The organism is Pseudomonas sp. MIL19 (assembly GCF_028680365.1).
GTDB lineage: Bacteria > Pseudomonadota > Gammaproteobacteria > Pseudomonadales > Pseudomonadaceae > Aquipseudomonas > Aquipseudomonas spirodelae.
In genome coordinates this window covers 213,150-228,775 of the sequence record NZ_JAPPVG010000002.1, presented here as the reverse complement: position 1 = coordinate 228,775, position 15,626 = coordinate 213,150, and the positions used below count along the sequence as shown (strand labels likewise).

The 15,626-nt window shown below is 57.1% G+C and carries 11 protein-coding genes; 5 read left to right on the top strand and 6 right to left on the bottom strand.

Going from position 1 to position 15,626, the window contains the following annotated elements; translation table 11 throughout:
• Positions 1-63: 63 nt before the first annotated feature.
• The 5 genes from clpP (at position 64) to N1078_RS02765 (ending at position 7,142) form a co-directional block, all read left to right on the top strand.
• Positions 64-699, top strand: a complete 636-nt coding sequence (clpP, locus tag N1078_RS02785; protein ID WP_274086675.1) for an ATP-dependent Clp endopeptidase proteolytic subunit ClpP — start codon at positions 64-66, stop codon at positions 697-699.
• Between the two features lie 112 nt (positions 700-811).
• Positions 812-2,092, top strand: a complete 1,281-nt coding sequence (clpX, locus tag N1078_RS02780; RefSeq protein WP_274086674.1) for an ATP-dependent Clp protease ATP-binding subunit ClpX — start codon at positions 812-814, stop codon at positions 2,090-2,092.
• Between the two features lie 149 nt (positions 2,093-2,241).
• Positions 2,242-4,635, top strand: coding sequence for an endopeptidase La (lon, locus tag N1078_RS02775; RefSeq protein ID WP_274086673.1), 2,394 nt, complete (start codon positions 2,242-2,244; stop codon positions 4,633-4,635).
• A gap of 137 nt (positions 4,636-4,772) precedes the next feature.
• Positions 4,773-5,045, top strand: a complete 273-nt coding sequence (gene hupB / locus N1078_RS02770; RefSeq protein WP_010490206.1) for a nucleoid-associated protein HU-beta — start codon at positions 4,773-4,775, stop codon at positions 5,043-5,045.
• A gap of 219 nt (positions 5,046-5,264) precedes the next feature.
• Complete coding sequence (locus N1078_RS02765) at positions 5,265-7,142, top strand: SurA N-terminal domain-containing protein (protein ID WP_274086672.1); 1,878 nt, start codon at positions 5,265-5,267, stop codon at positions 7,140-7,142.
• A 137-nt stretch (positions 7,143-7,279) separates the two neighbouring features.
• Here the strand turns inward: N1078_RS02765 and fabI are convergent, their stop codons facing one another.
• The 6 genes from fabI to N1078_RS02735 form a co-directional block, all read right to left on the bottom strand.
• On the bottom strand, positions 7,280-8,074 hold the full coding sequence (gene fabI / locus N1078_RS02760; RefSeq protein WP_274086671.1) for an enoyl-ACP reductase FabI: 795 nt from the start codon (positions 8,072-8,074) through the stop codon (positions 7,280-7,282).
• A 170-nt stretch (positions 8,075-8,244) separates the two neighbouring features.
• Positions 8,245-9,852 carry an ABC transporter ATP-binding protein gene (locus N1078_RS02755; RefSeq protein WP_274086670.1) on the bottom strand — a complete coding sequence of 536 codons (1,608 nt, stop codon included), beginning with the start codon at positions 9,850-9,852 and terminating at the stop codon, positions 8,245-8,247.
• A 1-nt stretch (position 9,853) separates the two neighbouring features.
• On the bottom strand, positions 9,854-10,873 hold the full coding sequence (locus N1078_RS02750) for an ABC transporter permease (protein WP_274086669.1): 1,020 nt from the start codon (positions 10,871-10,873) through the stop codon (positions 9,854-9,856).
• A gap of 1 nt (position 10,874) precedes the next feature.
• Complete coding sequence (locus tag N1078_RS02745; protein ID WP_274086668.1) at positions 10,875-11,948, bottom strand: microcin C ABC transporter permease YejB; 1,074 nt, start codon at positions 11,946-11,948, stop codon at positions 10,875-10,877.
• Position 11,949: 1 nt separating this feature from the next.
• Entirely contained in the window at positions 11,950-13,791 is a 1,842-nt protein-coding gene (locus tag N1078_RS02740; RefSeq protein ID WP_274086667.1) for an extracellular solute-binding protein, read from the bottom strand.
• Positions 13,788-15,617 carry an extracellular solute-binding protein gene (locus N1078_RS02735; RefSeq protein WP_274086736.1) on the bottom strand — a complete coding sequence of 610 codons (1,830 nt, stop codon included), beginning with the start codon at positions 15,615-15,617 and terminating at the stop codon, positions 13,788-13,790. The genes N1078_RS02740 and N1078_RS02735 overlap by 4 nt, the downstream gene beginning before the upstream one ends.
• Between the last annotated feature and the right edge of the window lie 9 nt (positions 15,618-15,626).

Below are 15,626 nucleotides of genomic sequence, written 5' to 3'. Positions count from 1 at the left end.
AGCCAGCCATCGTGCTGGCTTATGCGTATTTGTGACATGACTATTTAGGGAGCGAGTGCACACATGTCCCGCAATCCTTTTATGCAGCAAATGCCTGATGTCCAAGCCGCTGGCGGCCTGGTTCCCATGGTTGTCGAGCAGTCGGCTCGCGGTGAGCGCGCCTACGACATTTATTCGCGCCTGCTCAAGGAGCGAGTGATCTTTCTAGTCGGCCCTGTAGAGGACTACATGGCTAACCTGATCTGTGCGCAACTGCTGTTCCTTGAAGCGGAAAATCCGGACAAGGACATCCATCTTTACATCAACTCCCCAGGCGGTTCGGTGACGGCGGGTATGTCGATCTACGACACCATGCAGTTCATCAAGCCCAATGTGTCGACCACATGTATTGGTCAGGCATGCAGCATGGGCGCATTCCTGCTGACGGCTGGCGCCGAGGGTAAGCGCTACTGCCTGCCGAACTCGCGCGTGATGATTCACCAGCCACTGGGCGGCTTCCAGGGTCAGGCGTCGGATATCGAAATTCACGCCAAGGAAATCCTCTTTATCCGTGAGCGCCTCAACACGCTGATGGCCAAACACAGCGGGCACACCTTGGAAGAGATTGAGCGCGATACCAATCGTGACAATTTCATGAGCGCTGAAGCTGCGCGTGAATACGGGTTGATCGACGCCGTGATCGAAAAGCGCCCCGCTTAATTAAGCAGCTCAAAAATAGGGCAGGTCGGCGTCTCCGGCCACCAGCGGGCTTGAAAAAGCCCGCATAAGCCTTCATCTTGTGTTGCAAGCCTATCGAATTTGGATCGAACGAATGACTGACACCCGCAACGGCGAGGACAACGGCAAGTTGCTTTATTGCTCCTTCTGCGGCAAAAGCCAGCATGAAGTGCGCAAATTAATTGCCGGCCCCTCGGTCTTCATCTGCGACGAGTGCGTCGACCTGTGCAATGACATCATCCGCGAGGAGGTGCAGGAAGCCCAGGCCGAGAGCAGCGCGCATAAATTGCCTGCACCCAAGGAAATCAGCGGCATTCTTGACCAGTATGTGATTGGTCAGGAGCGCGCGAAGAAAATCTTGGCTGTAGCGGTTTATAACCACTATAAGCGCCTCAACCAGCGCGACAAGAAAGACGACATTGAGCTAGGTAAGAGCAATATCCTGCTTATCGGTCCGACGGGCTCGGGTAAAACCCTGCTCGCTGAAACCCTGGCGCGCTTGCTCAATGTACCGTTTACCATCGCTGACGCCACCACCCTGACCGAAGCCGGTTATGTGGGTGAGGATGTCGAGAACATCATTCAGAAGCTGTTGCAGAAGTGCGACTACGATGTAGAAAAAGCCCAGATGGGTATCGTCTACATCGACGAAATCGACAAGATTTCGCGTAAGTCTGACAACCCATCGATCACCCGTGATGTATCGGGTGAGGGTGTGCAGCAAGCTCTGCTGAAACTGATTGAAGGGACTGTGGCATCTGTTCCGCCTCAAGGTGGCCGCAAGCATCCACAGCAAGAGTTCCTGCAGGTTGATACGCGCAACATCCTGTTTATATGTGGTGGTGCGTTCTCGGGCCTGGAAAAAGTTATTCAGGGTCGTTCGACCAAAGGCGGTATTGGTTTCAGTGCTGAGGTTCGCAGCAAGGAAGAAGGCAAGAAAGTGGGCGAGTCATTGCGCGCTGTTGAGCCCGATGACTTGGTCAAGTTTGGCCTGATTCCTGAGTTCGTTGGCCGCTTGCCGGTTATCGCAACCTTGGATGAGCTTGATGAAGCCGCTTTGGTGCAAATTCTGACCGAGCCGAAAAACGCTTTGACCAAGCAATATGGCAAGCTGTTTGAGATGGAAGGCGTTGAGCTGGAGTTCCGTCCCGATGCACTGAAGTCGGTTGCCCACAAGGCGCTTGAGCGTAAAACCGGTGCCCGTGGTCTGCGTTCGATTCTCGAAGGTATCCTGCTCGATACCATGTACGAGATTCCATCGCAGTCTGACGTCAGCAAGGTGGTGATCGATGAGAGTGTCATCGAAGGCACCTCCAAGCCGTTGCTCATCTATGAGAACAGCGAACTGCCAGCAAAGGCTGCGCCTGACGCGTAACAGCTTTGTAACATGTTGAAAGCAAGGGGCCTGCGGGCCCCTTTGCTTTTGCTGCTGCAATGCTTGTTTTTTGTTTGGGCTGCCCCCATCTTAGCTCCAAGGGTCATCCCATCTGTTTACGGCCGTATGGCCGCCGTAGAGCTGAAATCATGAAGACAACCATCGAATTGCCTCTCCTGCCGTTGCGCGATGTTGTGGTCTATCCGCACATGGTCATTCCGTTATTCGTCGGGCGTGAGAAATCCATTGAGGCCCTTGAGGCTGCAATGACGGGCGAGAAGCAAATTCTGCTCCTCGCACAAAAGAATCCTGCGGACGACGACCCTGATGAGGCCGGTCTTTATCGGGTCGGCACCGTAGCCACAGTCCTGCAGTTGCTGAAACTACCGGACGGCACGGTCAAGGTGCTGGTCGAGGGCGAGCAGCGCGGTGAAATTGAGCGCTTTATCGAGGTTGACGGCCATTGCCGTGTTGAAGTGCAACTAATTGACGAGGTGGATGCTGCCGAGCGTGAGTCTGAAGTTTTCACTCGCAGCCTGCTTAGCCGGTTCGAACAATACGTTCAGCTGGGCAAAAAGGTGCCAGCTGAGGTGCTAGCTTCGCTTAACGGTATTGATGACCCCGCTCGCTTGGTCGACACCATGGCTGCGCATATGGTCTTGAAGATCGAGCAGAAGCAGGAAATTCTGGAAATTACCGATCTAACTGCGCGCGTTGAGCATGTGCTTGCGTTGCTTGATGCCGAGATCGACCTGTTGCAGGTCGAGAAGCGCATCCGCGGCCGGGTCAAGAAGCAGATGGAGCGCAGTCAGCGTGAGTACTACCTGAATGAGCAGATGAAGGCCATTCAGAAGGAGCTTGGCGACAGCGAGGACGGCCATAATGAGCTCGATGAGCTGAGAAAGCGCATCGATAACGCTGGCCTGACGGCTGAAGCACTCACCAAAGCCAATGCCGAGTTGAATAAGCTCAAGCAGATGTCGCCTATGTCGGCTGAGGCCACAGTGGTGCGCTCCTACATTGATTGGCTGGTCAATGTGCCATGGAAAGCGCAGAGCAAGGTGCGCCTCGACCTGGCGCGTGCCGAGAGCATCCTTGACGCCGACCACTACGGTTTAGATGAGGTCAAGGAACGTATCCTTGAATACCTCGCCGTACAAAAGCGTGTGAAAAAAATCAAAGGCCCAGTGCTCTGTCTGGTTGGTCCGCCTGGCGTGGGCAAAACCTCGCTGGCCGAGTCGATTGCCACGGCCACTAACCGCAAGTTCGTGCGCATGGCTCTTGGTGGCGTGCGTGATGAAGCTGAAATTCGTGGTCATCGACGCACTTATATTGGCTCCATGCCGGGTCGCCTGATCCAGAAGATGACCAAGGTGGGGGTGCGCAATCCGCTGTTCCTGCTCGATGAAATCGACAAGATGGGCCAGGACATGCGCGGCGATCCGGCCTCTGCACTGCTTGAAGTGCTCGACCCTGAGCAGAACCACAATTTCAACGATCACTATCTGGAGGTCGATTACGACCTGTCCGATGTGATGTTCCTGTGTACCGCTAACTCGATGAACATCCCGGGTCCGTTGCTTGATCGTATGGAGGTGATTCGTCTACCGGGTTATACCGAAGCCGAGAAGATCAACATCGCGGTCAAGTACCTGGCGCCTAAGCAGGTGCAGGCCAATGGCCTGAAGAAGACTGAGCTGGTGTTTGAAGAAGCGGCGATCCGCGACATCATTCGCTATTACACCCGCGAAGCCGGTGTGCGTGGGTTGGAACGGCAGCTTGCCAAGGTGTGCCGCAAGGTGGTGAAGGAGCATTCCACCGAGAAGCGCTTCCAGGTTACCGCTACGGCTGATTCGTTAGAGCATTACCTTGGTGTGCGTAAGCATCGCTACGGTCTGGCTGAGCAACAGGATCAAATTGGTCAGGTGACGGGCCTTGCCTGGACTCAGGTCGGCGGTGAGTTATTGACCATTGAAGCGGTCGTGGTGCCTGGCAAAGGTCAGTTGATCAAAACCGGTTCGCTGGGTGATGTAATGCTTGAGTCGATCACCGCCGCACAAACCGTTGTGCGCAGCCGGGCCAAGAGCCTGGGCGTGCCTGAGGACTTCTACGAGAAGCAGGACATCCATATCCATATGCCTGAGGGGGCAACGCCCAAAGACGGCCCTAGCGCCGGCGTTGGCATGTGTACGGCGCTGGTCTCGGCGCTGACGCAGATCCCCGTACGGGCGGATGTGGCAATGACCGGTGAAATTACCTTGCGTGGCCAGGTATTGGCGATTGGTGGTTTGAAAGAAAAACTCCTGGCCGCTCATCGTGGTGGAATCAAAACCGTGATCATTCCGGAAGAGAATGTGCGCGATTTGAAAGAGATTCCGGAGAACATTAAGCAAGATCTGCAGATTAAACCGGTTAAATGGATTGACGAGGTCCTGCAAATTGCGCTGCAATACGCCCCGGAGCCCTTGCCTGATGCGGCTCCCATGGTTGCAAAGGATGAAAAACGCGAGACTGATTCCAAGGAGCGAATTAGCACGCATTAGCCGGAGGGGTTTCTTGACACATTTTTAGAGCCCTTGTTATAAAGCGGCTCTTATCGTGTCAGCAGGCGCTTCTGCACCAGCTTCGCTTACATTTAAAAGCAAGAAATAAACTCAACAGAAATTAAGGGGACTTAAGAGTGAACAAGTCGGAACTGATCGATGCCATTGCTGCATCTGCTGATATCCCAAAAGCTGTTGCTGGCCGCGCGCTGGACGCAGTAATTGAATCCGTTACTGGCGCTCTGAAGGCTGGTGATTCTGTAGTACTGGTTGGTTTCGGTACTTTTGCTGTTAAAGAGCGTGCTGCTCGCACTGGCCGCAACCCACAAACTGGTAACCCGATCAGCATCGCTGCTGCCAAGATTCCAGGCTTCAAAGCCGGTAAAGCACTGAAAGACGCTGTCAACTAAGTCTCTTTCGGGTTTTGCCCAGCAGACCAGTTGAATGGCTGGTCTGGCGCGGGGCGGGATGTTCATTCAGTCTTATCGGTCTGAGCACAACGAATCTGTTACTTGAGTTCGATCCGCTTCGCCAGTTACGAGAAGGCGCATCCACTGATGCGCCTTTCTTCTATCCGGATTTTACCCACACTGCACGGCTGCTTTTCTTACAGTCGTTCTGGGGGACGCATGCTGCAAAATATCAGGGACAATTCACAGGGTTGGATTGCCAAGACCATCATCGGCATCATTGTCGCGCTGCTTGCGCTGACGGGTGTTGACGCTATTTTTACCAGCACCAGTAATAGCCAGAATGCTGCTGAGGTGAATGGTGAGAAAATCACTTCAGCTGAGTTAAGCCAGGCTGTGGAGATGCAGCGGCGGCAATTGCTGCAGCAGTTGGGGCGCGATTTCGATGCCTCCCTGCTGGATGAAAAGCTGCTGCGTGAGGCTGCCCTGAATGGCCTGATCGAGCGAACTTTGCTGCTCGACAGCGCCAAAGACGCCAAATTTGCCTTTTCGCAACAAGCGCTGGATCAGTTAATCCTGAAAACCCCTGAGTTTCTGGTCGACGGCCAATTCAATGCTGAGCGTTTTGATCAGGTTATCCGTCAGCTCGGTTACAGCCGTTTGCAGTTCCGCCAGATGCTGGAGCAGGAAATGCTCATTGGCCAGTTGCGTGCCGGCGTGGCCAATAGTGGTTTTGTGACGGATGCTCAAGTGCAAGCGTTTGCCGCACTGGAAAAGCAGACCCGTGACTTCGCTACCCTGACCCTTCACGCTGACCTGGATGCGGTCATTCTTAGCGATGATGACATCAAGGCCTACTACAACGCTCAAGCCAGCCAGTTCATGACCCCTGAGCAGGTGGTGCTGGAGTATGTGGAGCTGAAGAAGGATGCCTTCTTTGACCAGGTCGAGGTCAGCGATGAAGCGCTGCAAAGCGCTTATCAGAGTGAAATTGCCAACCTCGCCGAACAGCGCCGCGCCGCGCACATTCTGGTTGAGGTAAACGACACGCTGAATGACGAGCAAGCCCAGGCCAAGCTCTCTGAGGTGCAGAAGCGCCTCGAGCAAGGTGAGGATTTCGCCGTATTGGCTAAAGAGTTCTCCGATGATTCGGGTTCGGCAAGCGAAGGCGGTGACCTGGGCTTTGCTGGCCCAGGCGTGTATGACCCAGCCTTTGAAGAGGCACTGTATGCGCTGAGCGAGAATGGCGTGTCGGCTCCCGTGCGCAGTGAATTCGGCTGGCACTTGATTAAGCTCTTGGGCGTTCAGTCACCTGAACTACCGAGCTTTGCCAGCCTGGAAGAAAAACTGCAGCGTGACCTTAAGGCGCGTCAGGTTGAACAGCGTTTTGTTGAGGTTTCCAAAGACCTTGAAGATGCCGCGTTTGAAGCCTCTGATCTGGCTCAGCCGGCTCAGGAGCTGGGCCTTGAGGTCAAGACCTCTGAAGCATTCGGTCGCCAGGGTGGCGTTGAGGGGCTAACGGCTAACCCTAAAGTGATTCAGGCTGCCTTTAGCGCTGAGGTGCTGGAAGACGGCAGCAACAGCAGCGTGATCGAACTCGACCCGAACACAGTGGTGGTGGTGCGCGTTAAACAGCACAACACGCCTGAACAGTTGCCGCTTGAGCAGGTGGCCGAGAGCATTCGTGCTCAGTTGACCAAGGTTCGTGCAAGCGAAGCGGTCAAGGCTAAAGCCGAAGAGCAGCTGGCCGCTTTGCGTACAGGTCAGACGCCGGTTGCCCAGGCAGATGCCAAGCAAGGCTGGAATGTTGTTGAGGCGGCCACACGCAGCCAGGAAGGCGTTGAGCCGGTCGTGCTGCAGGCGTTGTTCCGCATGCCCAAACCTGAAGCGGCGGATAAGCCGACTTTTGCCGGTGTCAGCTTGAGCAATGGTGATTTTGTGATCATCCGCCTCAATGGCGTGAGCCAGCCGGAGCAAGCACTGTCTGATGAGGATAAGGCCATGTACAGCCGCTTCCTCGCCTCGCGCGTCGGTCAGCAGGACTTCGCCGCGTTCCGTAAGCAGTTGGAAGATAAAGCGGATATCGAGCGCTTCTGATCGATACAGCTGAGTGCAAATGGCTGGGAGCCATTTGCACGTCCAGCGACGGCCCTCAGGGTAACTGCCATGGATGGCAACGCATAAAAAAGGCCGCTTAATTAAGCGGCCTTTTTTATTGCTGCGGTTTTAACCGCTTACTCTTCCATGGCGCCCATGGCGGTGGTGTTGAAGCCGCCATCGACGTACATGATCTCGCCACTGACGCCAGAGGCCAGGTCCGAGCAGAGGAAGGCGCCAGCGTTGCCGACTTCATCGATGGTCACGTTGCGGCGCAGCGGGGTCTGCTTCTCGTTGGCAGCGAGCATCTTGCGGAAGCTCTTGATGCCGGAAGCCGCCAGGGTGCGGATCGGGCCAGCGGAGATAGCGTTAACGCGCGTGCCTTCTGGACCGAGGCTGCCAGCCAGGTAACGTACACCGGCTTCCAGGCTGGCCTTGGCCATGCCCATGACGTTGTAGTTAGGCATGGTGCGCTCAGCACCCAGGTAGGAGAGGGTGAGCAGGCTGCCGTTGCGGCCTTTCATCATCTCGCGGCCGGCTTTGGCCAAAGCGACGAAGCTGTAGGCGCTGATGTCGTGAGCGATACGGAAGCCTTCGCGGGTGGTTACGTCGGTGAAGTCGCCGTCCAGTTGGTCGCCCGGGGCGAAACCAACAGAGTGAACGATGCAATCCAGGCCATCCCACTTTTTGCTCAGGGCTTCGAATACCGAGGCGATTTCTTCATCGTTGGCCACATCGCACGGGAAGCACAGGTCAGCGTTTGAGCCCCAATCAGCAGCAAAGCCTTCAACGCGGCCTTTGAGCTTTTCGTTCTGGTAGGTGAAGGCCAGTTCGGCGCCTTCACGGTGCATGGCTGCCGCGATGCCAGAGGCGATGGACAGTTTGCTGGCGACGCCAACGATCAGTACGCGCTTGCCGCTTAGAAAACCCATGGGTGTTGTTCCTCTTCCTGTCTACAAGGATTGGCAGGTAGTTGAACACTACCTGCTTGCCATCACTGCGTTAAAAACAGACGAAAAGTGCACACGTACAGCGCGCAAACTTAACTTCTCACCTGTTTTTGCCTTGCGCTGACTGCCTCGCCAACGCGTTTAATAGTCGGTTAATCAGCTGGGGCCATAAAGGCCGCTTCCAGCAACTGCTGTGTATAGATGTTCTGTGGCGCGGCAAAGACACGTGCCGCTGGGCCTTGTTCCACCACTTTTCCCTGTTTGACCACCATCACTTGGTGACTCAGAGCCCTGACCACCGCGAGATCGTGACTAATAAACAGATAAGTCAGGTTGTATTTGGCCTGCAGTGAACGCAGTAGTTCGACTACTTGGCGCTGTACGGTGCGGTCGAGGGCCGAGGTCGGTTCATCGAGCAGAATCAGCGCAGGTTTCAGCACCAAGGCGCGGGCAATGGCAATGCGCTGGCGTTGCCCGCCGGAAAACTCATGCGGGTAGCGATGGCGGGTTTCCGGGTCGAGGCCGACCTCAAGCAACGCATCAATGATTGCCTGTTCCTGCTCGGCTGCGTTGCCCATGCCATGGATCTGTAACCCCTCGCCGACAATCTGGCTGACCGACATGCGCGGACTGAGGCTGCCGAAAGGGTCTTGGAACACCACCTGCATCTGTCGGCGTAATGGCCGTACTTCTTCTTGTGACAGGTTATCGATCGCCTGGCCCTGGAAGTGGATAGCCCCCTCACTACCAAGCAGGCGCAGAATCGCCAGGCCCAGGGTGGACTTGCCCGAGCCGCTTTCACCGACGATGCCCAGGGTGTGCCCCTGCGGCACACTGAAATTGATGCCATCCACCGCTTTGACGTGGTCAACGGTACGGCGTAGCAGGCCCTTTTTGATTGGAAACCAGACGCGCAGGTTGTCGACTTCCAGCATGGGCTTGCCGGGCGGTTGATCGACCGGCCCACCGCTGGGTTCGGCGCCCAGCAGTTCACGGGTGTAGGGGTGCTGCGGGGCGTTAAACAAGGTTTCGCAGGCGGCCTGCTCGACAATATGCCCGTGCTGCATCACGCAGACGCGGTGTGCAATGCGCCGCACCAGGTTGAGGTCGTGGCTGATCAATAGAATTGCCATACCCAGGCGGGCCTGCAGGTCCTTGAGCAATTCAAGGATCTTCAGCTGCACGGTGACGTCCAGAGCGGTGGTCGGTTCGTCGGCGATCAGCAGTTCCGGCTCGTTGGCCAGGGCCATGGCGATCACTACGCGCTGGCGTTGGCCGCCTGACAGCTCGTGCGGATAAGCTTTCAGGCGTTTATGCGGTTCCGGGATGCCGACCAGGTCGAGCAGCTCCAGGGTGCGCGCAGTGGCGGCTTTGCCGGTTAGGCCCTTATGCAGGGCAAGTACTTCGTTGATCTGCTTTTCGATACTGTGCAGCGGGTTGAGCGAGGTCATGGGCTCCTGGAAGACCATGGCGATGCGGTTGCCACGAATGCCGCGCAGTTTGTTCTCGTTCAGTTTGAGCAGGTCTTGCCCGGCGTAGTGAATGCTGCCGCTGGGGTGCTGAGCCAGCGGGTAGGGCAGTAGGCGCAGAATCGAATGCGCGGTGACCGATTTACCCGAGCCGCTTTCGCCAACCAAGGCTAGGGTTTCACCACGTTTTATGTCGAAGCTAAGGCCTTCCAGCACGCGTTGTTTACGGCTGCCAGTGACGAATTCGACGGCCAGGTCACGGACTTCGATGAGGCTAGTTGAGTCGGTCATGTTATTTCCTCGGATCGAAGGCATCGCGTGCGGCTTCACCGATAAACACCAGCAAACTGAGCATCAGGGCGAGTACTGCAAAGGCGCTGATACCTAGCCACGGCGCTTGCAGGTTGGACTTGCCTTGCGCGACCAGTTCGCCCAGCGACGGCGCGCCAGGCGGCAGGCCGAAGCCGAGGAAATCCAGCGCAGTCAGGGTGCCGATCGCACCGGTGAGGATGAACGGCATAAAGGTCATGGTGGAAATCATCGCGTTGGGCAGGATATGGCGGAACATGATCGAGCCGTTCTGCATACCCAGGGCACGGGCCGCGCGCACATATTCCAGGTTGCGCCCACGCAGGAACTCGGCGCGCACCACATCGACCAGGCTCATCCAGGAGAACAGCAGCATGATGCCCAGCAGCCACCAGAAGTTCGGCTGCACGAAACTGGCCAGGATGATCAGCAAGTAGAGCACCGGCAGACCCGACCAGATTTCCAGAAAGCGCTGCCCGACCAAGTCGACCCAGCCGCCGTAGAAGCCTTGCAATGCGCCGGCAAATACGCCGATCACCGAGCTGGCCAGGGTCAGGATCAGGGCGAACAGCACCGAAATACGGAAGCCGTAGATCACCCGCGCCAATACATCGCGGCCCTGGTCATCGGTGCCGAGCAGGTTCTCCGTTGAGGGCGGCGCGGGGGCGGGCACCTGCAGGTCGTAGTTGATGCTGGAGTAGCTGTAACGAATCGGCGGCCAGATCATCCAGCCATCCTTTGCCTTGATCAGCTCTTGGATGTATGGGCTCTTGTAGTTGGCCTGCAGCGGAAACTCGCCGCCGAAGGTGGTTTCCGGGTAGCGCTTGAATACCGGGAAATACAATTCGCTGTCGTAGCTCACCACCAAGGGTTTGTCGTTGGCGATCAGCTCGGCGCCCAGGGTGACGAAGAACAGCACGAGGAATATCCACAGTGACCACCAGCCGCGTTTGTGCGCCTTGAACAGCTGGAAGCGGCGTTGATTGATTGGCGACAGTTTCATCTCAACCCTCCCTGCTTTCAAAGTCGATGCGTGGGTCGACGAGGGTGTAGGTAATGTCGCCGATCAATTTCACCACCAAACCGAGCAATGTGAAGATAAACAGGGTGCCGAATACCACCGGGTAATCGCGATTGATCGCGGCCTCGAAGCTCATCAAGCCGAGGCCGTCGAGGGAGAAAATCACCTCGATCAGCAAGGAGCCGGTAAAGAAAATGCCGATAAAGGCCGCTGGGAAGCCCGCGATGATGATCAGCATGGCGTTGCGGAATACATGGCCGTAGAGCACGCGGTTATTGCTCAGGCCCTTGGCGCGAGCAGTGACCACATATTGTTTGTTGATCTCATCGAGGAAGCTGTTTTTGGTCAGCAGCGTCAGGGTGGCGAAGTTACCGATTACCAGCGCGGTGACAGGCAGCGCCAGGTGCCAGAAGTAGTCGAGCAGTTTGCCGGTAAAGCTCAGCTCGTCGAAGTTGTTCGAGGTCAGCCCGCGTAGCGGGAACCAGTCCCAGTAGCTACCGCCGGCAAACAATACGATTAGCAGGATGGCGAAGAGGAAGGCGGGGATGGCGTAGCCGACGATGATTGCCGAGCTTGTCCAGACGTCGAAGGCGCTTCCGTGGCGGGTGGCTTTGGCGATACCCAGGGGGATCGACACCAGGTACATGATCAGCGTGCTCCACAGCCCCAGCGAGATCGATACCGGCATTTTCTCGATGATCAGGTCGATGACCTCGGCATCGCGAAAGAAGCTAGAGCCGAAGTCCAGTTGCGCGTAACTCTTGAGCATCAGCCAGAAGCGCTCAGGGGCGGATTTGTCGAAGCCATACATACGCTCAATTTCCGCCACCAAGTCGGGGTCAAGGCCCTGGGCACCGCGGTAGTTGGAGCCGGCTACCGCGACTTCAGCACCGCCGCCGGCAATTCGGCTGGTGGCGCCGTCAAAGCCTTCCAGCTTGGCGATCATCTGCTCGACGGGGCCACCGGGCGCGGCCTGAATGATGATGAAGTTGATCAGCAAAATGCCGAACAGCGTGGGAATGATCAGCAGCAGCCGACGAAAGATATACGCCAGCATCTTATTGCTCCACGTCTGCAGTGGCCTTGGCCTCCGCCGCTTCGGGTGATTGCGCGCGGGCCCACCAGGTATGTAAGCCAATGTCGTATTGCGGAGTGACTTTGGGGTGCTCGAAACGGTTCCAGTAAGCCACGCGCCAGGTCTTGATGTGCCAATTGGGCACCACGTAATGGCCCCACAACAGCACGCGGTCGAGGGCGCGCGTGTAGCTGATCAGGCTCTGCCGTGAGTCAGCATTGATCAGGCCTTCAACCAGGCTGTCCACGGCCGGGTCTTTGAGGCCGATAAAATTACGGCTGCCGGGGTTGTCGGCGCTGCTGGAGTGCCAGTATTCACGTTGCTCATTGCCGGGCGAGTTGGACTGGCCAAAGCCGCCCACGATCAAGTCGTAATCACGCGAGCGCAGGCGATTGATGTACTGGGATACATCAACGCGACGGATCACTAGCTCGATGCCGAGGTCGGCCAGGTTGCGTTTGAATGGCAGCAATACGCGTTCGAACTCGGTTTGCGCCAGCAGGAATTCGATGCTCACCGGTTTGCCCGTGCTGTCGAGCATCTGGTCGCCATCGACACGCCAGCCGGCTTCTTGCAAGAGCTGGTAGGCACGGCGCTGCTGCTCGCGAATGATGCCGCTGCCATCGGTAACCGAAGGCTGGTATTCGTCGGTAAACACCTGTGGCGGTACCTGTTCGCGCAAAGGTTCAAGCAGCTTCAGCTCGTCGGCCGAAGGCAGGCCGATTGACGCCAGTTCGGAGTTGTCGAAGTAGCTGCGGGTGCGGGTATAGGCGCCGTTAAACAGCTGGCGGTTGGTCCACTCATAATCAAACAGCAGGCCGAGTGCTTCGCGTACCCGACGGTCGCTGAAAAGCGGGCGGCGCGTGTTGAAGATAAACCCCTGCATGCCGGTGGGGTTGTGGTTGGCGATCTCTTCCTTGATCAGCTGGCCGTTGGCCACGGCTTCGGTGTTATAGGCGGTGGCCCAGTTTTTTGCGCTCATTTCCAGCCAGTAGTCGAATTGACCGGCTTTGAGCGCTTCCAGGGCGACGGTGTTATCGCGGTAGTAGTCGATTTGCAGGGTGTCGAAGTTGTAGAAACCGCGGTTGACCGGCAAGTCTTTCCCCCACCAGTCCTCGACCCGCTCATAGCGGATTGAGCGTCCGGCTTGTACATCCGCCACTTTGTAGGGGCCGCTGCCAAGTGGAATGTCCAGATTGCCTTTGCTGAAATCGCGCTCTGCCCACCAGTGTTTCGGTAATACCGGTAGCTGGCCGACGATCAGCGGCAGCTCACGATTGCCGGCATGCTTGAACACGAAGCGAACCCGCAGAGGGCTTTCGACCACGACCTTGTCGACATCCGCGTAATAGCCGCGGTACATCGGTGCGCCCTGGCTCATCAGGGTGTCGAAGGTGAATTTAACGTCTTCGGCGGTGACCGGCTGGCCGTCATGGAAGCGTGCTTCGGGGCGTAGGTAAAAGCGCACCCAGGCGTTGTCTGGGGCTTTCTCGATTTTTTCTGCGATCAGGCCATATTCGGTAAAAGGCTCATCCAGACTATGGCGGGTCAGGGTGTCGTAAATCAGGCCGATGTCATCGGCGGCCACGCCCTTGTTGATAAACGGATTGAGGCTGTCGAAGCCGCCAAACCCGGCCTGGCGCAAGGTGCCGCCTTTGGGCGCATCGGGGTTGACGTAGTCGAAGTGCTTGAAGTTGGCCGGGTATTTGGGCGGCTCGTCATACAGGGTTTGCGCGTGTTTGGGGCTGGCCAACGCCAGACCAGCAACGCCAAGCAGGGCAATGCCGCTGAAACGGATCAATAGGGTGCGCAATGCATGGGTCATTTAGCGTTCTCCATGGATTTCAGCCACCAAGTGCGCAGGCCCAAGGTGTAGGGCGGCGTGGTGACGAAGGCAAATCGGTTGCGGTAAGCCAGGCGGTGGTAGTCGATATACCAATTCGGAATGGTGTAGTGCTGCCATAACAGCACGCGGTCGAGGGCGCGAGTGGCCGCCACTTGCTCGGTTCGCGTTTGCGCCGTCAGCAACTTTTCAATCATGGCGTCGACCACTGGGTGATTAACCCCCGCGTAGTTGCGACCGCCTTTCGTGTTGGCCTGGGATGAATGGAAGTATTGGGATTGCTCAAGACCGGGGCTGAGGGTTTGCGGCAGGGTGAGCAGAATCATGTCGAAGTCGTATTGATCAAGGCGTTGCTTGTACTGGGCGCGGTCGACAGTACGCAGGTTGGCTTGGATGCCAATACTGGCGAGGTTCTCGGTAAAAGACTGGAGAATCCGCTCAAGGTTCGGGTTAACCAGCAGTATCTCAAGGCTCAGTGGCTGGCCTTGGCTATTGAGTAGGCGCTGGCCTGAAAGCTTCCAGCCGGCATCGGCCAGTAGACCGAGGGCGCGGCGCAAGGTTTCCCGTGGGATGCCCCGGCCATCGGTCTGCGGCATGCTAAATGGCTCGGTAAACAGGCGGGCCGGCAGCTGCTTGCGATAAGGCGACAGCAGCAGCCATTCGGCGCCTTCCGGTTTGCCGGTGGCTGAGAACTCACTGTTCGGGTAATAGCTTTTGGCGCGGGTGTAGGAGCTGTTGAATAGCGCGCGGTTGGCCCATTCAAAGTCAAACATCAGGCCCAGGGCTTCACGGACTTTGCGGTCGCTGAACATCGCGCGGCGGGTGTTCATAAACAGCGCCTGGGTCTGCGTCGGAATCTGGTGGGCAATTTCGGCACGAATGACTTCACCACGGCTTAGCGCCGGGAAGCGGTAGCCATTGGCCCAGTTCTTCGCTTGCTGCTCGATATAAATATCGAATTCGCCGGCCTTGAACGCTTCGAATGCGACATGGCTGTCGCGGTAGAACTCCACGTCGACCCGGTCGAAGTTGTACTTGCCGCGGTTAACTGGCAGATTCGCGCCCCACCAATCCTTGACCCGTTCAAAACGCAGGCTGCGCCCAGGGCTGACCTGGGTGATGCGATAAGGCCCGCTGCCCAGGGGCGGCTCATAGGTGGTGGCCTTGAAGTCGCGGCCTTTCCAGTAATGTTGCGGCAACACCGGCAACTCGCCCAGGCGCAGAATCAACAACGAACTGCCGGCGCGCTTAAGGACAAAACGGATGCTGTGGCGGTTGAGAATGTCGACCCGTTTCACTGTCTGCAGGTTGCTGCGGTACTGCGGGTGGCCTTCCTTGAGCAGCAAACGGTAGGAGAACGCTACGTCATAGGCGGTAATCGGCTTACCGTCATGAAAACGCGCTTCGGGGCGCAGGTTGAACACCACCCAGCTGCGGTCATCGCTGTATTCGACTGATTCGGCAATCAGGCCATAGCTGGATGCGGGTTCGTCACCCGAAGGGTCATAGGCACCGGTGCCGACCATCAGCGGCGCATTGAGCTCATTGACGCCGTATTGCAGAAAGTTGGCCGTGCTGATCGGGCTGCTGCCCTTGAGCGTGTAAGGGTTGAGCGTGTCGAAGGTGCCGTTGGCCATCATCCGCAGCGTGCCGCCCTTGGGCGCTTCCGGGTTGACCCAGGCAAAGTGGGTAAAGCTGGCGGGATACTTCAGCTCGCCAAACTGAGCGTAGCCATGGCTTGTATACAGGGTGGCCCAGGCAGGCGAATGAATGGCCAGGCAGAGGAACAGCGAGAGGAGGGGACGTATCAAGTGAAA

Excerpts from the sequence above, each read along its gene's own strand:
- clpP (WP_274086675.1), top strand. The coding sequence starts at position 64 with ATGTCCCGCAATCCTTTTATGCAGCAAATGCCTGATGTCCAAGCCGCT.
- clpX (WP_274086674.1), top strand. The coding sequence starts at position 812 with ATGACTGACACCCGCAACGGCGAGGACAACGGCAAGTTGCTTTATTGC.
- lon (WP_274086673.1), top strand. The coding sequence starts at position 2,242 with ATGAAGACAACCATCGAATTGCCTCTCCTGCCGTTGCGCGATGTTGTG.
- N1078_RS02765 (WP_274086672.1), top strand. The coding sequence starts at position 5,265 with ATGCTGCAAAATATCAGGGACAATTCACAGGGTTGGATTGCCAAGACC.
- fabI (WP_274086671.1), bottom strand. The coding sequence starts at position 8,074 with ATGGGTTTTCTAAGCGGCAAGCGCGTACTGATCGTTGGCGTCGCCAGC.
- N1078_RS02755 (WP_274086670.1), bottom strand. The coding sequence starts at position 9,852 with ATGACCGACTCAACTAGCCTCATCGAAGTCCGTGACCTGGCCGTCGAA.
- N1078_RS02750 (WP_274086669.1), bottom strand. The coding sequence starts at position 10,873 with ATGAAACTGTCGCCAATCAATCAACGCCGCTTCCAGCTGTTCAAGGCG.
- N1078_RS02745 (WP_274086668.1), bottom strand. The coding sequence starts at position 11,948 with ATGCTGGCGTATATCTTTCGTCGGCTGCTGCTGATCATTCCCACGCTG.
- N1078_RS02740 (WP_274086667.1), bottom strand. The coding sequence starts at position 13,791 with ATGACCCATGCATTGCGCACCCTATTGATCCGTTTCAGCGGCATTGCC.